Here is a 20077-nt window from a genome sequence, read left to right as displayed (position 1 = left end):
AAAAACAAATACAAGGTTAAAATTTTGCTTTATCTTACAGAATATACAAATTATATGTTTTTTTCTTATATTAGCGTGCGTGCTGGTTTTGCATTTTTTATCGCCTTATTTTTGAGTTTATATTTAATGCCAAAATTTATCAAATGGGCTCAAAATAAAAAAGCAAATCAACCTATTTATGAATACGCTCCACAATCACACCAAGCTAAATCTCATACTCCTACTATGGGTGGGCTTGTTTTTATCTTTGCTACTATCATAGCAAGTGTTTTAAGTGCTGATTTAAATAATAGTTTTGTAATTGTTGGATTATTATGTTTAGTACTATTTTGCACTATAGGTTTAGTAGATGATTTAGGTAAAATTTTAAAAAAAGACAATCATGCAGGACTTAGCCCAAAAATGAAGCTTTTAGGGCAATTTAGTGCTGCTTTTATCTGTGTTGGATTACTATATTTATTTGATATAAATACTGAATTTTATTTACCTTTTTATAAACATGCTATATTTGATGGTGGTATGTTTATGTTGTTTTTATGGATTTTAGTTATTGTATCAAGCTCTAATGCTGTGAATTTAACTGATGGGCTTGATGGTCTTGCAACTGTGCCTTCTATATTTTCTCTTTTAAGCCTTGGTGCTTTTTTATATTTAAGTGGAAATGCTATTTATAGTTCTTATTTATTTTTACCTAAAATTCAAGGCCTAGGAGAACTTGTGGTATTAAGTGCGGCTTTAGTTGGTGCGCTTATGGGATTTTTGTGGTATAACTGCTATCCTGCACAAGTTTTTATGGGGGATAGCGGGAGTTTAAGCATAGGGGCATTTTTAGGCTATCTTGGTATAGTAAGTAAAAATGAAATTTTACTTTTACTGATAGGTTTTGTATTTGTTTTAGAAACTATTTCAGTGATTTTACAAGTAGGAAGTTTTAAAATTTTTAATAAAAGAGTATTTAAAATGGCACCTATTCATCATCATTTTGAAAAAATAGGTTGGGTGGAAAATAAAATCATCGTACGCTTTTGGATGATAGCCTTACTTGCAAATATTATTGCATTAATTAGTATAAAGTTAAGATAATGAAAATTTCACTTTTTGGATATGGAAAAACAACTAAAGCTTTTGCACAACGTTTTGGAAATTGCAATATTTATGATGATCATTTTACAAGTATAAGTAAAGATGAATTTAACAATACGCTTTTACCGCCTTGTGAATTTGATCCTTTAAAAAGTGACTTAGAAATTCCAAGCCCTGGTTTTCCAAGTGATCATCTTCTCATACAGCAAGCAAGAAATTTAAGCAGCGAATATGATTTTTTCTATGATGGCATGCCAAAAAGTGTTTGGATAAGTGGAACAAATGGTAAAACCACCACCACTCAAATGACACATCATCTTTTAAAACACATCAACGCACAAATGGGAGCAAATATAGGAACTCCTTTAGCACAAATGGATGCTAATGCTAAATTATGGATTTTAGAAAGCTCATCTTTTTCACTTTTTTACACCAAAGTAGCTAAACCTGAAATTTATGCACTTTTACCTATCACACCTGATCATCTTTCTTGGCATAAAAGCTTTGAAAATTATGAGCGAGCAAAGCTTAGCGTGCTTGAAAGAATGAATGAAAATGATGTGGTAATTTTACCTAAAAAGTATGAGGCTTATCCAACTCATGCTTATGTTGTAAGCTATGAAGATGAGCAAGATTTAGCTAAAAAAATGCAAATTGATTTAGAAAAAATTCATTTTAAAACCCCATTTTTACTTGATGCGCTTATTGCTTTAAGTATAGAAAAAATCATACTAGATCGTTGCTCTTATGAGCTTTTAAATGAGTTTAAAATAGAAAAAAACAAGCTTGAAGAAATATTTGATCATAAAAATAGACTTTGGGTAAATGATACTAAAGCAACTAATCTTGATGCTAGTTTAGCTGCTCTTAAACGCTATAAGGATAAAAAAATTCATCTTATCATAGGTGGGGATGATAAGGGAGTGGATTTAAGTGCTTTATTTACTTTTATGAGAGAGCTTAATATAGAGCTTTATGCCATAGGAAAAAGCACTAATAAAATGCTTGAATATGCTAAAAATGCTAATTTAAAAGCACATTTTTGTGAGTTTTTACCTAAAGCAGTAGAAAAAATCAATCAAAACCTAACTAATGATGAAGTAGCCCTGCTAAGCCCTGCTTGCGCGAGCTTAGATCAGTTTAAATCTTATGAAGAAAGAGGGGAGCTTTTTAAAAAATGTATTCAAGAGCTAAACTAAATCTTTTTGAACGCAAAGTTTTAAAAACTCACATAAATTTATAAATTTTATGCTTGGCTCTTTATTTTTATGATAAATCAAGCAAAGTTCTCTTGAAATTTTAAAATTTTTTAATCTCACTTCAAATAAGCTTTTAGTTTCAAGTTCTTCTTTAACACTAAATTTAGGTAAAACTGCTAAAAAATTACCTTTTTTAACTAACTCTTTTATCATAGCAGTTGAGTTTAGCTCATAAACTAAGTTAAGCTTTACATCTTTAGGCAAAGCATTTAAAAACACTTCTTTTGCACCAGAACCTTGCTCACGACTTAACCATTTAAAATCCTTTAACTCATCTATGAAAAATTCTTTTTTTAAGTCATTCTTACTCACCACAATAAGCTCATCATCACAAATTTTAATCTTTTTTATATCTTTATCTTTGCAAATTCCTTCAATCAAACCTATATCGATTTCTTTATCTAAAATATCTTTGATGATATTTTGGCTATTATCCAAGGACAAATTTAACTTGATATTTTCTGCCTTTTGATCTAAAAAAGATCCTAGTAAATAAGTACCTACATTTTGACTCACTTTCATACTTATTTCATAGCTTTGATCATCTTGCATTGCTTTTTCAATGCGCTCAAATTCTAAAATTAAAGGTGTGATTTGTTTTAAAAAAACCTTTCCTTTTTCATTTAAGCTTAAAAATTTAGCATTTCTATCAAAAAGCTTGGTGTTTAAACTTTTTTCAAGTTCAAATATAGCTAAAGACAAAGCAGATTGAGTTATACTTAATTCTTTAGCACAAGCTCTTAAATTTAAATTTCCACACAAAGCTTGAAAATATTTTATTTGTTTAAAAGTCATAAGTGCTCTTTTGATAAATATTTTTAATCATTATATCAAATAAAATTAATTTTACTTATCATAAAAAAATCATTAAGATTACAAAAAACAAAATAAGGAAAATTTCATGCATAAAAATATATATAAACATAGAAAATTTGAAGCTTTTTTACTGCTTTTTACCCTTGCTTTTTGTGCTTTTGCTATTTCTGAGCTTAGTTTTTTTAAAAATCTTGGAATTTCAGCTTTAATCATAGCCGTGATTTTGGGAGCTTTAATAGGAAATTTAGCACATCAAAATACAAATTTACTTAAAAAATCAGGAGTTTTAAACATAGCAACAAAAGAAATTTTAAGACTTGGAATTATACTTTATGGCTTTAGAATTACTTTTAATGACTTAGAAAAAGTTGGATTAAATGGAATTTTGCTAGCATTTTTAGTGGTGTTTTCTACCTTTTTTATAGGACTTTTACTAGGAAAATTATTTAAACTTGATCTTAAAGAAAGCATACTTATAAGTAGTGGCTCAAGTATTTGTGGAGCAGCTGCTGTGATGGCAAGTGAGAGCATTGTTAAAGGTGGCTCTGCTAAAGTTGGCGTGGCAGTTTGTACTGTGGTGGTTTTTGGAACTTTAGGGATGTTTTTATATCCTTTGGCTTGGAATTTGGGCTGGTTTGATTTTTTTAATTTAAAACAAATGGGGTATTTTATGGGAGCAAGCTTGCATGAAGTTGCACATGCTGTTGCAGCTGGTGAAGCTGTGCAAGCAGGAGATGGTGCTGTCATAGAAAAAATGATGCGTGTTTTAATGCTAGTGCCTTTTTTGATTTTCTTAAGTCTTTTTTCATTAAAATTTCTAAGCAGAAATAATGAAAAAATTTCCATTAAAGCAAATATTCCTTATTTTGCCTTATGGTTTTTATTTGCTTGTGGTATTAGCTCACTTGAAATATTAAATACCGATTTTGCGCTTAACTATATAAAACCAAGCATACAAACTATAGATACACTTTTACTTTCTATGGCTATGGTAGCTTTGGGAGTGAATATCCATAAAAATGTTTTAAAAAATGCAGGGTTTAAACCATTTTTAATGGCATTGTTGCTTTTTATTTGGTTAATCTTTATATCAATTAGCTTAATTTTCTTATTAAATTTATAATATGTTTCATTATGAAACATATTATAGTGTTTTACACTCTTTTGTTAATTTATTATTTATTTTTTTATACTTTATGTTTAATTAGTATTATAATTTTAAAGAGAAATTAAACAAAGAAGGAGTCAACATGTTCACGCCTAAAACAAAAAGCGAATTAGTTGCTCTTGTTAGAGAAGAGCTTATTACCTTAGATGAAATCGATGTAAGCTTAATCGCAGATATGTCTTATTTATTCTACTATTCTACTAGGACTAATTTTGACGGTATAGAAAAGTGGGATGTGTCAAGTGTAAAAGATATGTCTTATATGTTTTATTGTTGTAAAAATTTTAATAACGATATTTCTAAATGGAATGTATCAAATGTTGAAAACATGGAAGGAATGTTTTTTGATTGCGAAGCATTTGATCAAGATTTATCTTCTTGGAATATGTCAAGTGTTAAAGATACAAATTATATGTTTTGCAATTGTCTTAAATTTAACCATAAAGTAGAAAATTGGGATGTGCATAATACCATTACGATGGCACATATGTTTGAAAACTGCAAACAATTTGATCAAGATTTATCAAGATGGGATGTACACAATGCTAAAACAATGGCATTTTTATTGCACAATTGTACTAATTTTCACTATGATGTTAAAAAATTAGATATTGATAAAAACTGCAATGTTCAAAAAATACTAGGACATGAAGAAATACAAAATAAATATGCTATAAAACATTGATACAAGGTAAGCTATTGCTTACCTGCTTGGTTAATCCAAAGCCCCATAGCAATCACAACAATAACCTGCCCTAAAAATCCTTGAAATACGCTAAATAATCTTAGTAAAGAACTAACAGGCGTTACATCGCCAAAGCCTATTGTTAGCATAGTAACTCCGCTAAAATAATAACAATCAACTAAACCTTTTATTCTATTTTGAATTTGAGGTTTTAACTCATCATTTAAAGACCAAAAATTATGAATTCCTCTTATAGGGGTTTGAAACTGCACCTCTATAACTTTTTCTTGCAAATCTACAATATCTAAATTTTCATTTTTTTGAGTAGCAATTAACATTCTATTGTAATTATCTACATCACAAGAAAAATAATACAAATTCCCATACGCAAACCATATCAAAACATAAGCATATAAAATAATAAAAAATTTTTCTTTGATATTAATCTTACTACTAAAAGCAGCCCAAATACTAATAAGCAAAAACATCATCAATGCCATAGCTACCATAATAGGAATAATATTTAAAATTAAAAATAAAATTTCAGAAGTAATTTTACCCGTTGCATAAATGGCAAGCTCGTCAAATAAAAAACTACAAAATAAAGGCACCACAGCAAGCAAAGTCCAAACAAAAAGAAATTGTTTGGTGCTTTTGTGATAAATGCTAATATAATGATTTAAAAGTCTATGGTGCAACATTAGCGAATTAACAATAAAGGTTTTTTAGCCTTAGTTAAAATATCATTTGTCAAACTACCAAATAAAATACTTTTTACCCAGTGATGTGAGTAAGCCCCCATAATCAATAAATCTATATCATTTTGCTCACCAAAATCAAATAAAGCTTGAGTAATCTCTCCATTTAAATGCTGTGTTTGCACATTTAAATTTGCTTCTTTAAAAATTTGACCTACTTGAGCTAATAACTCACAAGAAGCTTTTTCATCCTTAGACACATTTACCACATAACGCTTTGCTTCTTTGAAAATAGGTCTTTTAATGGCTTGCTCTATGGCCTTTTTAGCTAAATTACTCCCATCATAAGCCATCATCACACTTTTAATCTCTTTAAATGCAGAATTTACAAGCAAAATAGGCACATTTAAAGCTCTTACTAATTCTTCTGTATGAATGCCTATTTTATTTTTCTTACCTCCGCCTTTTAAACCTGCTATGGCTAATCTTATTTGATCATTGTATTCTTTTAAAATCTCTTCCAAATCTCCATCTCTTTGCACGCTAAAGCATTCTTTTACACCTTGTTCTTTTGCATAAGCACAAAATTCTTCTAAAATTCTTTGCCCTTTTTTACAAAGATTTTCATTTTTTTGGCTTTGCTCTTCTACTAAATCTTCAATCACACATCCACTAGCACCTATTCCAAAACTACAAGCTAATTCAGCATTAGTAAAATTTGGTTCTATGGTATATAAAAACATTAAAGGTAAATCTAACTTTTTAGCTAAATACACCCCATAATGCAAACTTTCCCTACAAGGTTCTAAAACATCCACACAAACTAGAATTTTTTCCATTTAATATCCTTTTGTAGTATTAATCTTGTGCTTTTTGTGCTATTAAAACACCTTCTATGATTTTTTTAATATCCCCATCTAAGATATTATCAACCTGTGAAAAAGCTTCATTTGAGCGTGTGTCTTTGACTTGTTGATAAGGAAAAAGCACATAAGAGCGGATTTGATGTCCCCAACCTATCTCACTTTTTTCACTTGAATTTGCTTCATCTTGTTGTTTCATAAGCTCAAGTTCATAAAGGCGTGATTTTAACATTTTAAAAGCAGTTGCTTTGTTTTTATGTTGGCTTCTATCGTTTTGACATTGCACTACTATACCACTTGGCATATGAGTTATACGCACTGCTGATTCGGTTTTATTAACATGCTGTCCACCTGCTCCGCTTGCTCTATAATAATCAATCCTTATATCTTTTTCTTCAATTTCTATTTCTATATCATCATCAAGCTCAGGTGAAACCATCACACTAGAAAAACTCGTATGGCGACGCCCTGCGCTATCAAATGGAGAAGTTCTTACTAAACGATGAATGCCATTTTCAGCTTTTAAATACCCATAAGCATTTTCACCTTTAACTAAAAAGCTCACATCTTTAAGCCCTGCTTCTTCGCCTTCTTGAAAGTCAAGTGTTTCTACTTTAAAACCTTCTCTTTCACAAAATCTCAAATACATCCTATAAAGCATGCTAGCCCAGTCATTACTCTCCGTTCCACCTGCTCCTGGGTGAATGGAAACTATGGCATTTTTACCATCATTTTCCCCACTTAAAAGCATAGAAATTTCAAGATTTACGATAAGATCTTCTAGCTTATTTGCATCTTCAAATAAAGCTTCTATAGTGTCTAAATCATTTTCACTATTTGCTAGATCAAAAAGCTCGCTTGCATCATTTAAAGCATTGTTTGCATTTTCATAATTTTTAAGTAAATTTGAAATTTTAGTTTTTTCTTTACCTATCACTCCTGCTTGTTTTACATCACTCCAAAAAGAAGGGGAATTTTCTAAATTTTCTATTTCTTTTAATCTAGCTTTTATCTCTTCAGGTTTAATAATAGAAGCGATATTTCCAACTTTGTTTTTTAATTTTTTTAAAAGTTCGCTGTATTCGTAATTATCCATAAAAATTTTCTTTCTAATTTTGATATAATTTAATCTTATAATTTTAGCAAAAAAATAAAATATTTAAAGTGAGAAATATGCCAAAACTTTTTTTAATGTCTTTAGGTTGTAATAAAAATTTAGTTGATAGCGAAATCATGCTTGGAAGATTAAGTGATTATGAAATTTGTGATGAGCCAAGCATAGCTGATGTTTTGATTGTAAATACCTGTGGCTTTATAGATAGTGCTAAAAAAGAAAGTATAAATGCGATTTTAGACTTACACGAGCAAAGAAAAAAAGATTCATTGTTAGTTGTAACAGGTTGTTTGATGCAACGCTACCGCGAAGAATTAATGAAAGAACTACCTGAAGTTGATCTTTTTACCGGTGTGGGAGATTATGAAAAAATTGATGAAATGATACTTAAAAAAACTAATCTTTTTTCAAATTCCACTTACTTGCAAGATAAAAATACCAATCGTGTAATCACAGGATCAAATTATCAAGCTTTTATCAAAATAGCTGAAGGATGTAATCAAAAATGTTCATTTTGCGCCATACCAAGCTTTAAAGGAAAACTCAAATCAAGAAGCCTAGAAAGCATTGTAAATGAAGTAAAAGAGCTTGTTAAAAAAGGCTATAAAGACTTTTCTTTTATTGCTCAAGATACAAGTTCGTATTTATTTGATCAAGGTCAAAAAGATGGACTTTTAAAGCTTATTGAAGCTATAGAAAATATTCAAGGTGTAAAGGCTGCTAGAATTTTATATCTATATCCAACAAGTATTAGCAAAGAAGTGATAGAAAAAATCATTCAATCAAAAGTTTTTGTAAATTATTTTGATATGCCTTTGCAACACATCAGTGATAATATGCTTAAAATCATGAAACGCGGAGCTAACAAAGCTAAATTAATCGAACTTTTAAATTTAATGAAACAAGCCCCAAATTCATTTTTACGCACAGGTTTTATAGTAGGACACCCTGGAGAGAGCGATGAAGATTTTGAAGAATTATGCACTTTTATAAAAGAATTTGGTTTTGATAGAATTAGTGTTTTTGCTTATTCTAAAGAAGAAGATACCGCAGCTTTTGACATGGAACAAATTCCTAGTAAAATCATCAATACAAGATTAAAAGTGATAGAAAAAATCGTCGATGAATGTATAGAAAAAAGTTTTAATCAACAAGTTGGTAAAAAAACCTTAGCATTTTGTGAAGGTCAAAGCTCTGAAGGAGAATTTTTCATCGGCGCAAAAGATTTGCGTTGGGATAGAAATATAGATGGAGAAATTCTCATCAATGAAAGTGATTGTGGCGATTTAGAAATGGGTGAGCTTTATGAGTGTGAAATCACACAGAGCTTAGATAAAAAACTCATTGCAAAAGCCTTAAGAAGGCTTGATGATTGATAGCAAATATTTAAATCATTTAAAGCAAGGGAAAAATCTTTTAGCATTTTCTCACGGGAGTGATTCGAGTGCTTTATTTTTCATGCTTTTAGAAAAAAATATAGATTTTGACCTTGCTTTTATAAACTATAAAACTCGTAAAAATAGTGATAAAGAAGAGCAAAATGCCAAAGAATTAGCCAAGAGTTTTCACAAAAAAATTTACATCAAAACCGCACCCAATATAACAAAAAATTTCGAAGCTTGCGCAAGAGCTTTGCGTTATGAGTTTTTTGAAAAACTTTGCAAAAATCACTCTTATAATAATCTTTTACTAGCTCATCATTTAAATGATAAACTAGAATGGTTTTTAATGCAATTTTCCAAAGGTGCAGGACTTAGAGAATTACTTGGCTTTAAAGATATTGAAAAAAGAAAATATTTTACTATCATAAGACCCTTGCTTGAAATTCCAAAAGAAGAAATTTCAAATTACTTAAAAGAAAACAATATCACTTTTTTTCATGATGAGAGTAATGATGATGAAAAATATTTTAGAAATTTCATACGCAAAAATTTTGCTAATGAGTTTTTAAAGCTTTATCCAAATGGAGTAAAAAAGAGTTTTAAATACCTAGAAAAAGACTTAAAAGAAGAAAATATTTGTGAATTTAAAAATATTTACATTACTCATAAAGATGAAAGTTTAATCGCAAAATGCTTTAAAAAACTTGGAGTGCTTTTAAGCGCCAAACAAAGACAAGAAGCTTTAAAAGGCAATGGAGTGATTTCGCATAAAATAGGCATTGTTTATATACAAGAAAAAGTGTTGATTTTTCCTTTTATAAGTTGTGAGAAAATGCCAAAAGAATTTAAAGAAATTTATAGAAAAGCAAAAATCCCTAAACTCTTAAGAGCATATTTATACACAAAAAATATTGATGTAAAAGAGCTTATGCAAGCTCTTTTATGATTTCTTCAAAAAGTTCTTTTACTCTTGCTTCTAAAAAGTCTTTAAATTCAGCACTTGTAGCTTCGGTGCGCATGATAAGATATGGACTTGTATTAGAAGCACGCAAAAGCGCCCAACCCTCTTTAAAGGTGATTCTAACTCCATCAATTTCATTACAATCAAGCACATTTTCAAAAGCGTTTGCTTTTACTTTTTCTTTAAATTTTTCTATGATTTGAAATTTATTTTCCTCACCAACCTTAAGCTTAATCTCTTCACTTGCATAAAGTTTTGGTAATTCTTTAACCAATTTTTCTATATCAAAACCATTTACTAAAAGCTCTAAAGTTCTTAAAAATGCATAAATTCCATCATCATAACCAAAATATCTATCTTTAAAGAAAATATGCCCACTAAGCTCTGCTGCTATGTCGATATTTTGCTCTTTCATCATTTTTTTAATATTAGAATGTCCAGTCTTACCCATCATGATAAAACCAAATTTAGCTACCTCATCGAAAAGATTTTTAGAACATTTTACTTCACCTAAAACTCTAGGATTTTTTATATTTTTAGCAAATAAATAGCAAAGCTCATCGCCCTTAAATACATAGTCTTTACTTGCGACTACTAAACGATCTCCATCTCCATCAAAAGCAAAGCCCATTTTTGCATTTTCATTTTCTTTTAGCGCAACTTGCAATGCGTGTAAATTTTCAAGCTCTGTTGGATCAGGCGCGTGGTTTGGGAAATTTCCATCAGGATTTTCAAATAAAATTTGTGCATTAAGATTTAATTTTTCCACCAAAGGCTTTATAATCACTCCAGTAGCTCCATTTGCACAATCAATAATGATTTTTTCTTTATAGCCCTTAAGATGTGAAAAATGCTTAGCTAAAAAGTCTATATATAAGCTTTTAACATCATAATTTTCATATCTTAAATCATCATTGATTTCAAGTTCTAAATACTCTTGCACTTTTAAAGAAAGCTTTTTCAAATCAGCACCAAAAAAACTTTCTTTGTTAATCGTGATTTTAAAGCCATTGTATTCTTTTGGATTATGCGAACCTGTTATCATGATGTTTGCATCAAAAATATCATCAAAAAATAAACTAAAATACCCCATAGGAGTTGGTGCTAAGCCTATATTGAAAACTTGCATATTAGCTTTATTTAAACCACTAATTAAATAGTTAAAAAGTTCATTTGCACTATATCTTGCATCATAGCCCACACTTACTTTCTCACAACCTCTTGATTTCATTTCTAAACCCAAGGCATAACCTATAGCTTTTACACTTTTTTCATTTAACTCACTTGGGTAAAGCCCTCTTATATCATACTCTCTAAAAATCAAATCTAACATTTTAATCCTTTTGTCTTCTAAGTTCTAATTTTGCTTGTTTTAAACTTTCTTCTATGTTTTCATTTTTACTTGATAAACAAAGTTTAATTTCTAATTTTGCATTTTGCTCTTTCAATTCAAAACTATATTTTTGCATAAAATTTTCAAGCATTTGAAGCTTACTTTGAACAAAAGCTATATTTTCATTTTCAAATACAATGATAAAATAATCCTTATCATCTTTAAAAACCCTAACGTGTAAAGCTTTTTTTAAAATCCTAGCAAACTCATACATTACAAACTCGCCCATTTTTGAGCCTTTTTGATGATAAATTTCATTGATATTTTTTACTTCAATCAAGGCTAAATGAAAATTTTCAAGTCCTTGTGCATATCTTCTTAAAGCTTTTAAATTTGGCAAATTGGTTAAAGTGTCAAAAAAGGCTATTTTATAAGCTTTATACGCTAAAAATCCTATCAACACTAAAGAAGCAAATTCATAATAACCCAAATCAACACTATTGTAAAATAAAAACTGCACACTCAAGCCCATATAAGCTAGTAAAAAATGAAAATCATTATTTTTAAAATAAGAAAATAATAAAAATATCATTCCCACCCAAAACACACAAAAGCTTAACTCACTAATAGGCTTAAAAAATTGCGTTGAAAGGCCAAAAATTTCACCTGTAATACTTGCATTAAAATTAGTACTTGTGCTAAGTATTAACGCTACAAAACCCATAAAGGCTAAATACGCAAATTTAATGAGATTAATTCTTTCAAACACAAGCTTGCTATCTTGTAAAAACACAAAAAGTACAAAAGAAAAAGGTAAAAACACCGAAATAAACAAATGTGCTTGATATTCACTTGCTACTAAAGATAAAGCCCTAGCGCATAAAATCAACAAAAGTAAGAAAAAAATCTTATTTTGCTTAAAAAAATAAGCTAAAAATAAAGCTAAGATATTAAAAACCAAAGTCATACTAGGCAATGTTTTTAACAATAAATACGAAAAATCCAAAATAATAAACCTTTTTTTGTTAAAATTATAGCAAAAATATTTTAAGGATATTAATGGTAGAAGTAAAAAATCTCACTATGCGTTTTGCAAATCAACTTTTATTTGAAGATGTAAATTTAAAGTTAAACCGTGGTGAAAGATATGGACTTATAGGCGCAAATGGCGCAGGAAAATCAACTTTTTTAAAAATTCTCTCAGGCGAAATAGAATCAAGCAGTGGAGAAATTTGTATAGATCCAAATTTAAAAATTGCTGTATTAGGACAAGATCAATTTGCTTTTGAAAACTACACTATCAAAGATGCGGTAATGTGTGCAAATAAAAGATTATATGATGCGCTAAAAGAAAAAGAAAAACTTTATATGAGTGAAGAATTTACCGATGAAATCAATGATAGATTAAGCGAGCTTGAAATCATAACAGCAGAAGAAGATCCAAACTATGATTGTGAGCTTAGATGTGAAAAAATTCTTAGTTCTTTAAATATTAAAGATTTTAATGCTCTTATGAGTACTTTGCAAAGTGCGGATAAATTTAAAGTTTTATTAGCACAAGTATTGTTTTTAGGTGCTGATGTATTATTTTTAGATGAGCCTACAAATAACCTTGACTTAGAAGCTATTTCTTGGCTTGAAAATGAACTTTTAAGACATGAGGGAACTTTAGTAGTAATTAGCCATGATAGACATTTTCTAAATAAAGTTTGTACAAGAATTTTAGATGTGGATTTTAAACAAATACGCGATTTTGCTGGAAATTATGATGATTGGTATATGGCTTCAACCTTACTTGCTAAGCAAGCTGAACTCAAACGCGATAAAACCTTAAAAGAAAGAGAAGAATTAGAAAATTTCATACGTCGTTTTAGCGCTAATGCTTCAAAAGCCAAACAAGCCACAAGTAGAGCTAAAGCTTTAGAAAAACTTGAACTTGAAGAGATTAAAACTTCAAGTAGACGTGATCCTAGCATAGTTTTTAGAACAAATAGAGAAATAGGAAATGAGGTTTTAGAATTAAAAGGCATTAGCAAAGCTTATGATAAAACCTTATTTGAAAATTTAGAATTGAAATTAGAAAAAGGTGATAAAATAGCCTTAATTGGTGCAAATGGTGTTGGAAAAAGTACTTTAGCTAAAATCATTGCATCAAAATTAGAACCTGATAGTGGCCACATCCACCTTGGTGCTACCATAGAAATGGGATATTTTTCACAAGATACAACGAATTTAATTAATGAAGATTTGAAACTTTATGAATGGCTAATGAGTGAAAAATTCAAAGATTTAGACGAAATTCGCAAATGTCTTGGTAGAATGCTCTTTAGCGGAAGCGATCAAGAAAAAATGGCTTCTAGTTTAAGCGGGGGTGAAAAACACCGCTTAATGCTTTCAAAATTAATGTTAGAGCGTGGAAATTTCTTGCTTTTAGATGAACCGGATAATCATTTAGATCTTGAAAGTATCATTGCATTAGGTGAAGCCTTGTATAATTTCAAAGGTTGTGTGATATGCATAAGCCACGATAGAGAACTAATTAGTGCTTTTGCTAATCGTATATGGTTTTTAGAAGATGGGAAATTAACAGATTTTAAAGGAAGTTATGACGAATTTTTAGGAGGTTTAGAATGAATTCGTTTAAGATAAAATATGCAGCTGGTTTTGGACATTTTACTCAAAATCACAGAGGCTTTGGTCCAACTATCTATGTAGAAGAAAGTATTGATTTTCAAAGCAAAAAAGATTATTTTGACTATGTTGAATTTTATGAAAAATTCAGCAAAGAAGATGATACTTATTTTCACATTTCATTTTTAGAAGATCGCCCTTTAACTTCTCAAGAATTAGAAAGTAGAAATGCTTATAGAAAACTAAGAGATGAGCGCTGTAACAAAGCTAGAGAAGAGTTTATTAAAAACAATGAAATAGAAGCGGAATACTACCCAACTCATGGTGATTAAGGAATGATTTTTGCTTGTTTTTTCCTTGTAATATTTTGAAAGGAGAAAACATGCAAGTTAACCATGATAATTTATCGGTTAAAGAGTATGGATATGGTCAAAGTAGTGCTTATAAAAGCACTCAAGGAGCTAATGAAGACTTTATGTCTTTACTTAGTCAAAACAATAGTGAAAATTTAAACGAGCAAAGCATAAAACTTGATGAGCTTTTTTCAAAAGCTATGAGTCAAGATCAATTTAGCACAGGAATTTTTAGCTCAAATATGTCAAATATTTATAATTATCGTTTTAGAGGACAAAACGAAACTCCTATGCAAGCTAATATAGAAGAAAAACAAGAGCCACAAAAAGATATGATAAAAGATCTTTTAAGTTCTTTATAAAAATGAAGTAAGCAAACGCTTACTTCCAAACAAGTCCGCTAAATTCAAACTCTTTTGCAAATTTTTTAAATTTCTCTTCTTCTTTTACATTAACACTTAAAATCAATTCAACATTTTCTTGAAATTTTTTTTCATATGAAATGTTATTTTTATTTAAAAAATGCTCAAATCTTGCATAAAGGTGAAAAGGAATATTTAAATTTAAAATATTTTTAGCTTCAAATTCTAAAAGCGTTGCATTTAAAATAGCTTCATTTGTAGCTTCACTATAAGCTCTTACAAGACCACCTGTACCAAGTTTAATCCCTCCAAAATAACGCACCACAATCACCGCGCAATTAACAAGCAAAGCCCCTCTTAAGACATTCAAACAAGGCATAGCAGAAGTTCCTTTTGGCTCTCCATCATCGCTTTTATCTTCTATGATTTGATCAAATTCATTTAAATACCTATAAGCATATACAAAATGCACAGCTTTTAAATGCTCATTTCTTAGTTTTTGCATTAAAGTTTGAAAATCTTCAAAAGGACATAAAAAAGACAAAAAAGTTGATTTTTTAATTTCTATTTTTGCTTGATAAATTTGATCAATGGTTTTCATATTTTCCTTAAATTAGTTATAATATTTAAATAAAATTATAATCAAAACAACTTATAAAAATTTAAGGATAAACTATGCTTCAAACTTGTATTTTTCCTGCAGCAGGTTATGGTACTAGATTTTTACCTGCTACAAAAACCCTACCTAAAGAAATGCTACCTATACTAACTAAGCCTTTAATTCATTATGGTGTAGATGAGGCTTTAGAAGCTGGCATGGAAACTATGGGTTTTGTTACAGGGCGTGGAAAAAGAGCTTTGGAGGATTATTTTGATATTTCTTATGAACTTGAACATCAAATTGCGGGTACTAAAAAAGAATATCTTTTAAGTGAAATAAGAACACTCATAGATCGTTGCACTTTTACTTTTACAAGGCAAAATGAAATGAGAGGCTTAGGAGATGCGGTTTTAAAAGCAAAGCCTTTAGTGCAAGATGAAGCTTTTGGGGTAATTTTAGCAGATGATTTATGTGTAAATGAAGATGGGGTAAATGTCTTAGCTCAGATGGTAAAAATTTATGAAAAATACCGCTGCTCTGTTATAGCTGTAATGGAGGTTGAAGCTGATCAAGTCTCAAACTATGGGGTTATAGCTGGAAATGCTGTGGAAGAGGATTTAATCATGGTAAATTCTATGATAGAAAAACCTGATCCAAAAGATGCCCCAAGTAACTTAGCCATCATAGGAAGATACATTCTAACACCTGATATTTTTGGCATTTTAGAAAATACTAAAGCAGGTAAAAACGGAGAAATTCAACTTACCGATGCCTTGCTTTCACAAGCAACTAACAATATGGTTTTAGCTTATAAATTCAAAGGAAAAAGGTTTGATTGTGGAAGCGTAGAAGGCTTTGTGGAAGCGACAAATTATTTTTATGAGAAAAGTAAAAATGCTAAATAATACTTTATTTTTTAAAACTCAAGATTTTAAAAAAATCACCGCTTATGCAAATAGAATGAATGATGAGTTAGAAAGTGGCGATATAGGGTATTATCACTTAGTGGATACAAGCTTTGATTTAATCAAAGAAAGCAAAGAATTTATCACTACTAAAACTCATATAGAAAATATCGTTTTAGTAGGTATGGGTGGATCAAGTTGTGGAGTTAAAGCTTTAAAAGAGCTTTTATTTGATCAAGTAGAAGAAAAAAAACTTTTTATTATTGACAATACCTCCTCACATACTTTTACCCAAACTATGCAAAAAATAAACCCCCAAAAAACACTTTTCATCATAGCAAGTAAATCGGGTACAACTATAGAAGTAATTTCTTTATTTAAACTCATCATTGCTCATTTTGATTTTAAAAATGAAAATTTGCATGAAAACTTTGTTTTTATTACTGATTTTGAATCAAAACTTCATAAACTAGGTGAAGAATTAAACATAAAATGCTTTTTTATACCTAAAAATGTTGGAGGTAGATTTAGTGTTTTATCTGCTATTGGTATTGTTCCTTTGAGTTTTTGTGGGTATGATACTAAAGCCTTATTAGAAGGTGCAAAAGCTTGTTATGTGGATTTTTTTGAGAAAAAATGTGATCAAATTTTACAAAAGGCTTATCATTATTGCACGCATAAAAGTGCGCATATTAATGTGCTTTTTTCTTATGGAGATGCTTTTAAAGGTTTTAATGAATGGTATATTCAGCTAATTGCTGAAAGTCTAGGTAAAAAACAAGGCTTTAAACGTATAGGTTTAACTCCTATTGCTTTAATTGGCGCTAGAGATCAGCATAGCTTTTTACAACTTATCATGGATGGACCCAAAGATAAAACTGTTACTTTTTTAAAAATCAAAGATAGTCAAAAATCTCCTAGTATCCCAAATATAAGCTTTAATCATTTACAAAATTGTGATTTTACCAATGAAGTCAATTTACATGATCTTTTAAATGCTCAATGTGATGCAACCATGCATGCATTAATTGCTGAAAATTTAAGTGTTGATGTCATAGAACTTGAAAAATTAGATGCTTATCATTGTGGATATTTGATGTATTATTATGAGTTATTTACTTCTGCATGTGGTATTATGCTGGGAATTAATACTTATGATCAACCTGGTGTAGAAGTAGGAAAATTAATACTCAAAAATATGTTAAGTAAATAAATTTGCTTTATTGTAAAAAAAGAGTATAATGAAAATATAATAATTACTAATATTAAAATTTATTAGATAATAATAATTATTATTTAAGAATTTTATGTTATAATTTTAAAAATAAAAAAGGAGATAACATGTCAGTAACAAAACAATTATTACAATTACAAGCGGATGCTCATAGTTTATGGATTAAATTTCATAATTATCACTGGAATGTAAAAGGTTTACAGTTTTTCTCAATTCATGAATATACAGAAAAAGCTTATGAAGAAATGGCAGAACTTTTTGATGATTGCGCTGAGAGAGCTTTACAACTAGGAGAAAAAGCTATCGTTTGCTCAAACACTTTATTAGAAAATGCAAAAGCACCTAAGGTTCAAAAAGATTGCTTTACTCCAGTAGAAGTTTTAGAGCTTATTAGAGAAGATTATAAATATCTTTTGGTTGAATTTAAAAAACTAAATGAAGAAGCTGAAAAAGCAAGTGATACTACAACAGCAGCATTTGCTCAAGAAAATATTGCAAAATATGAAAAAGCTCTTTGGATGCTTAACTCAACTATCCAAAATACTTGCTCTATGTAAGAATTTATAATGTTTTTTGACTTGCAAAGCTTTATTGCTTTAAGTCAAAAAACAAATTTAACTTCCCAAGAAAAACTACTCTTATTAAAACTCTATGCTCATTTTGAAAAAAATATCAATTTATTGCAAAAATTATATGATTGTAGTTTGGTAGCTTATTGTGCTAATGTATATTTAAACCAAAGCCTACAAAAAGAAGGTTTGCAAAAATACAAAGCCATTATAAAAGCTTTAACTAATCCTTTTTATAAAAAAGAAAAAATCCCCGTAGGTGGTTTAAACAATGCATTTTTAGCTTTAAAATTTTTAAAAAATTATGAAATACTCGAGCACATCAACGAAACACACCCTCAATCTAAAATGGGTTTTAGAGCTAGTTTTATTTATGATAAAAAAAGAAAAAACTATATTTTAGCCTTTGCAGGAAGTGATTTAAATCCTTTGTGTTTTGATTTTAAAGATTTTTATAGCGATTTTTTGATTTTACTTAACAAAACCCCAAAAAGACAAATTCAATCCATGCAATATTTTTACAATCAACTCAAACAAAAATACACCATTGATAAAAATCTCATCATCATAGGACATTCTTTAGGAGGATATCTAGCTCAAACTTTTGCAAGAACCTTTCCTAGCGCGGTAAAAGAAGTCTATGCCTTTCAAGCACCTGGTTTAAAACAAAATTTCAAAAACCATTCTTATATAAATTTTCATATAAATACCACCCATAATTTAAATTTCAAAACTTACAAATGGTGGAATTTTAATTTTGTGCAAAAGCTTTATAAAAAAGATAGCAAAGAGATTTTACTACATACAGGAAGCATTAAACATCACCCTAGCGTGTGTATTTATAAACTGCATGAATTATTTAAAATTCTTAACCCATAAGGGTTAAGAATTAATGTAAATCCTCATTAAGCTTCACTGCTTTTTTGTTTAAAGCTGCTATCATCACTCCGCTTTGAGAATCTTGTCTAAAATGTAAGCCATTTAATCCTGCTAATTCTAGACCTTTATATATATCTTTATCAAATTTAAAATCAGGATTGATTTTTTGAAGTTCTTCTTTATTTTTTAAAGCAAATTTAGTCCCTTCTAAGACAGCAATACCCGCATCAACAATACAATTATCGCCTAAAGGAATCCCCGTAACCGAATTTGCACCCAAAAGACAAGCTTTACCAATGCTAATAGCATTGCCACTTGTACCACTTAAAACACCAAGTATAGAAGCACCGCCTCCTACATCACTGCCCTCGCCCACAACAGCTGAAGAACTAATACGCCCTTCTACCATACAAGCACCCGTTGTTCCTGCGTTAAAATTCACATAAGCAGCCCCTGGCATTATAGTAGTACCTGCAGCTAAAACCGCACCCATTCTTACTTTAGAACTTTCTAAAATTCTAGTATTATCCTCAGGAATAACATGGGCTAAAAATCTTGGAAATTTATCTACATAATCAATCCTTGGATATCTTCCACTCATTTTTAAATCAATCTCATTTTCTCTTAAAAAGTCTAAATCAATAGGCTTATTATCACTCCATGCAACATTTGGTAAAATCCCAAAAGCACCTGTTAAATTTAAGCTTCTTAAAGGTACTTTTTTATTTGAAAGCAAGTAAAGTTTTAAATATACACTTTCTAAGCTTTTTGGTGCTTCATCTTCAAAAATACAAACAAAGGAAAAAGCATTTTCTCTAAAATTTTCCTTTGCTGCTTTAATTGCTTCTATATTTTTATGGCCTTGTTCTTGTAAAAATGGTGCAAAACATTCAAGTGCAAAATCCAAATCCTCTTTAATCAAAGTAGCCACAAACTCACTTTCATTAAAATCAACATCAACCCCTCTTCTAAAAAAAGCTTCAAACATAACAGCTGCAGCAGCATAATTTTGCTCAAAATTAATCACACCAAAATTAGCTTGAAGTTTTTTACTAGGATCAACTTGACTTAGATCAAGTCTTGCTATAGCAAAAGCTTTAGGCTTTTTATAATTAATCCTTTGTTCGATTTGCTTGATTAAATTTAAAAATTCTTCTTTACTTTCTATTGGCATATCTTCC

The 20077-nt window shown here is 29.6% G+C and carries 21 protein-coding genes; 13 read left to right on the top strand and 8 right to left on the bottom strand.

Going from position 1 to position 20077, the window contains the following annotated elements:
• The first annotated feature begins 24 nt into the window (after positions 1-24).
• Positions 25-1083, top strand: coding sequence for a phospho-N-acetylmuramoyl-pentapeptide-transferase (gene mraY / locus EL235_RS01410; RefSeq protein WP_039625318.1), 1059 nt, complete (start codon positions 25-27; stop codon positions 1081-1083).
• Entirely contained in the window at positions 1083-2282 is a 1200-nt protein-coding gene (gene murD / locus EL235_RS01405) for a UDP-N-acetylmuramoyl-L-alanine--D-glutamate ligase (protein ID WP_114640032.1), read from the top strand. The genes mraY and murD overlap by 1 nt, the downstream gene beginning before the upstream one ends.
• Here murD and EL235_RS01400 read toward each other — a convergent pair.
• Positions 2274-3137: a LysR family transcriptional regulator gene (locus EL235_RS01400; protein WP_039625314.1), complete on the bottom strand. Its 864-nt coding sequence runs from the start codon at positions 3135-3137 to the stop codon at positions 2274-2276. The genes murD and EL235_RS01400 overlap by 9 nt on opposite strands.
• A gap of 106 nt (positions 3138-3243) precedes the next feature.
• On the opposite strand from EL235_RS01400, the gene EL235_RS01395 reads away from it, so the two are divergent.
• Together EL235_RS01395 and EL235_RS01390 are read left to right on the top strand one after the other, a co-directional pair.
• Entirely contained in the window at positions 3244-4281 is a 1038-nt protein-coding gene (locus EL235_RS01395) for a YeiH family protein (RefSeq protein ID WP_126340645.1), read from the top strand.
• Positions 4282-4408: 127 nt separating this feature from the next.
• On the top strand, positions 4409-5011 hold the full coding sequence (locus EL235_RS01390) for a BspA family leucine-rich repeat surface protein (RefSeq protein WP_114640031.1): 603 nt from the start codon (positions 4409-4411) through the stop codon (positions 5009-5011).
• Positions 5012-5022: 11 nt separating this feature from the next.
• On the opposite strand, the gene EL235_RS01385 is transcribed toward EL235_RS01390, so the two are convergent.
• Genes EL235_RS01385 through prfB form a run of 3 tightly spaced genes read right to left on the bottom strand, consistent with a single transcriptional unit; the run spans position 5023 to position 7668 of the window.
• Complete coding sequence (locus EL235_RS01385) at positions 5023-5712, bottom strand: potassium channel family protein (protein WP_197719678.1); 690 nt, start codon at positions 5710-5712, stop codon at positions 5023-5025.
• Positions 5712-6548 carry a universal stress protein gene (locus tag EL235_RS01380; protein WP_126340644.1) on the bottom strand — a complete coding sequence of 279 codons (837 nt, stop codon included), beginning with the start codon at positions 6546-6548 and terminating at the stop codon, positions 5712-5714. The genes EL235_RS01385 and EL235_RS01380 overlap by 1 nt, the downstream gene beginning before the upstream one ends.
• Positions 6549-6567: 19 nt before the next feature.
• The gene (gene prfB / locus EL235_RS01375) at positions 6568-7668 is read right to left on the bottom strand and encodes a peptide chain release factor 2 (RefSeq protein WP_039617474.1); all 1101 of its coding nucleotides are present in this window, start codon (positions 7666-7668) and stop codon (positions 6568-6570) included.
• A 77-nt stretch (positions 7669-7745) separates the two neighbouring features.
• Between prfB and rimO the strand changes: the two genes are divergently transcribed.
• Together rimO and tilS are read left to right on the top strand one after the other, a co-directional pair.
• Positions 7746-9062: a 30S ribosomal protein S12 methylthiotransferase RimO gene (gene rimO, locus EL235_RS01370; RefSeq protein ID WP_126340643.1), complete on the top strand. Its 1317-nt coding sequence runs from the start codon at positions 7746-7748 to the stop codon at positions 9060-9062.
• The gene (gene tilS, locus EL235_RS01365; protein WP_164717485.1) at positions 9052-10014 is read left to right on the top strand and encodes a tRNA lysidine(34) synthetase TilS; all 963 of its coding nucleotides are present in this window, start codon (positions 9052-9054) and stop codon (positions 10012-10014) included. The genes rimO and tilS overlap by 11 nt, the downstream gene beginning before the upstream one ends.
• Here tilS and EL235_RS01360 read toward each other — a convergent pair.
• Both EL235_RS01360 and EL235_RS01355 read right to left on the bottom strand, forming a co-directional pair.
• Positions 9995-11362, bottom strand: a complete 1368-nt coding sequence (locus EL235_RS01360) for a phosphomannomutase/phosphoglucomutase (RefSeq protein WP_126340642.1) — start codon at positions 11360-11362, stop codon at positions 9995-9997. The genes tilS and EL235_RS01360 overlap by 20 nt on opposite strands.
• A 1-nt stretch (position 11363) precedes the next feature.
• A complete protein-coding gene (locus EL235_RS01355; RefSeq protein WP_039625301.1) occupies positions 11364-12368 on the bottom strand; it encodes a diguanylate cyclase domain-containing protein in 1005 nt (334 codons plus the stop codon).
• Between the two features lie 53 nt (positions 12369-12421).
• Between EL235_RS01355 and EL235_RS01350 the strand changes: the two genes are divergently transcribed.
• The 3 genes from EL235_RS01350 to EL235_RS01340 are packed head-to-tail and all read left to right on the top strand — an operon-like array spanning position 12422 to position 14708.
• The gene (locus tag EL235_RS01350) at positions 12422-13996 is read left to right on the top strand and encodes an ABC-F family ATP-binding cassette domain-containing protein (RefSeq protein ID WP_047207957.1); all 1575 of its coding nucleotides are present in this window, start codon (positions 12422-12424) and stop codon (positions 13994-13996) included.
• Positions 13993-14325, top strand: a complete 333-nt coding sequence (locus EL235_RS01345; protein WP_126340641.1) for a hypothetical protein — start codon at positions 13993-13995, stop codon at positions 14323-14325. The genes EL235_RS01350 and EL235_RS01345 overlap by 4 nt, the downstream gene beginning before the upstream one ends.
• A 50-nt stretch (positions 14326-14375) precedes the next feature.
• A complete protein-coding gene (locus EL235_RS01340) occupies positions 14376-14708 on the top strand; it encodes a hypothetical protein (RefSeq protein ID WP_114640027.1) in 333 nt (110 codons plus the stop codon).
• A 19-nt stretch (positions 14709-14727) separates the two neighbouring features.
• On the opposite strand, the gene EL235_RS01335 is transcribed toward EL235_RS01340, so the two are convergent.
• Positions 14728-15309 (bottom strand): IMPACT family protein, encoded by a 582-nt coding sequence (locus EL235_RS01335; protein WP_126340640.1) that lies wholly within the window; start codon positions 15307-15309, stop codon positions 14728-14730.
• Between the two features lie 74 nt (positions 15310-15383).
• Here EL235_RS01335 and galU point away from each other — a divergent pair, with 74 nt between their 5' ends.
• The 4 genes from galU to EL235_RS01315 all read left to right on the top strand — a co-directional run bounded on the left by galU (position 15384) and on the right by EL235_RS01315 (position 18896).
• Positions 15384-16214 (top strand): UTP--glucose-1-phosphate uridylyltransferase GalU, encoded by an 831-nt coding sequence (gene galU, locus EL235_RS01330; protein ID WP_039625295.1) that lies wholly within the window; start codon positions 15384-15386, stop codon positions 16212-16214.
• Positions 16204-17427, top strand: a complete 1224-nt coding sequence (locus EL235_RS01325; RefSeq protein ID WP_039627338.1) for a glucose-6-phosphate isomerase — start codon at positions 16204-16206, stop codon at positions 17425-17427. The genes galU and EL235_RS01325 overlap by 11 nt, the downstream gene beginning before the upstream one ends.
• 128 nt (positions 17428-17555) lie before the next feature.
• Entirely contained in the window at positions 17556-18005 is a 450-nt protein-coding gene (locus tag EL235_RS01320) for a Dps family protein (protein WP_039625293.1), read from the top strand.
• A 9-nt stretch (positions 18006-18014) separates the two neighbouring features.
• Complete coding sequence (locus tag EL235_RS01315; protein ID WP_126340639.1) at positions 18015-18896, top strand: alpha/beta fold hydrolase; 882 nt, start codon at positions 18015-18017, stop codon at positions 18894-18896.
• A 10-nt stretch (positions 18897-18906) separates the two neighbouring features.
• On the opposite strand, the gene EL235_RS01310 is transcribed toward EL235_RS01315, so the two are convergent.
• Positions 18907-20070, bottom strand: a complete 1164-nt coding sequence (locus EL235_RS01310) for a tetrahydrodipicolinate N-succinyltransferase N-terminal domain-containing protein (protein WP_114640023.1) — start codon at positions 20068-20070, stop codon at positions 18907-18909.
• Positions 20071-20077 lie beyond the last annotated feature (7 nt).

Source organism: Campylobacter lari, from assembly GCF_900638335.1.
In the GTDB taxonomy this organism is placed as follows: Bacteria; Campylobacterota; Campylobacteria; order Campylobacterales; family Campylobacteraceae; genus Campylobacter_D; species Campylobacter_D lari_E.
The sequence above is the reverse complement of the archived record's forward strand: the minus strand, read 5'-3'. Positions and strand labels throughout refer to the sequence as shown.

Excerpts from the sequence above, each read along its gene's own strand:
- murD (WP_114640032.1), top strand. The coding sequence starts at position 1,083 with ATGAAAATTTCACTTTTTGGATATGGAAAAACAACTAAAGCTTTTGCA.
- EL235_RS01400 (WP_039625314.1), bottom strand. The coding sequence starts at position 3,137 with ATGACTTTTAAACAAATAAAATATTTTCAAGCTTTGTGTGGAAATTTA.
- EL235_RS01395 (WP_126340645.1), top strand. The coding sequence starts at position 3,244 with ATGCATAAAAATATATATAAACATAGAAAATTTGAAGCTTTTTTACTG.
- EL235_RS01390 (WP_114640031.1), top strand. The coding sequence starts at position 4,409 with ATGTTCACGCCTAAAACAAAAAGCGAATTAGTTGCTCTTGTTAGAGAA.
- EL235_RS01385 (WP_197719678.1), bottom strand. The coding sequence starts at position 5,712 with ATGTTGCACCATAGACTTTTAAATCATTATATTAGCATTTATCACAAA.
- EL235_RS01380 (WP_126340644.1), bottom strand. The coding sequence starts at position 6,548 with ATGGAAAAAATTCTAGTTTGTGTGGATGTTTTAGAACCTTGTAGGGAA.
- prfB (WP_039617474.1), bottom strand. The coding sequence starts at position 7,668 with ATGGATAATTACGAATACAGCGAACTTTTAAAAAAATTAAAAAACAAA.
- rimO (WP_126340643.1), top strand. The coding sequence starts at position 7,746 with ATGCCAAAACTTTTTTTAATGTCTTTAGGTTGTAATAAAAATTTAGTT.
- EL235_RS01360 (WP_126340642.1), bottom strand. The coding sequence starts at position 11,362 with ATGTTAGATTTGATTTTTAGAGAGTATGATATAAGAGGGCTTTACCCA.
- EL235_RS01350 (WP_047207957.1), top strand. The coding sequence starts at position 12,422 with ATGGTAGAAGTAAAAAATCTCACTATGCGTTTTGCAAATCAACTTTTA.
- EL235_RS01345 (WP_126340641.1), top strand. The coding sequence starts at position 13,993 with ATGAATTCGTTTAAGATAAAATATGCAGCTGGTTTTGGACATTTTACT.
- EL235_RS01340 (WP_114640027.1), top strand. The coding sequence starts at position 14,376 with ATGCAAGTTAACCATGATAATTTATCGGTTAAAGAGTATGGATATGGT.
- EL235_RS01335 (WP_126340640.1), bottom strand. The coding sequence starts at position 15,309 with ATGAAAACCATTGATCAAATTTATCAAGCAAAAATAGAAATTAAAAAA.
- galU (WP_039625295.1), top strand. The coding sequence starts at position 15,384 with ATGCTTCAAACTTGTATTTTTCCTGCAGCAGGTTATGGTACTAGATTT.
- EL235_RS01325 (WP_039627338.1), top strand. The coding sequence starts at position 16,204 with ATGCTAAATAATACTTTATTTTTTAAAACTCAAGATTTTAAAAAAATC.
- EL235_RS01320 (WP_039625293.1), top strand. The coding sequence starts at position 17,556 with ATGTCAGTAACAAAACAATTATTACAATTACAAGCGGATGCTCATAGT.
- EL235_RS01315 (WP_126340639.1), top strand. The coding sequence starts at position 18,015 with ATGTTTTTTGACTTGCAAAGCTTTATTGCTTTAAGTCAAAAAACAAAT.
- EL235_RS01310 (WP_114640023.1), bottom strand. The coding sequence starts at position 20,070 with ATGCCAATAGAAAGTAAAGAAGAATTTTTAAATTTAATCAAGCAAATC.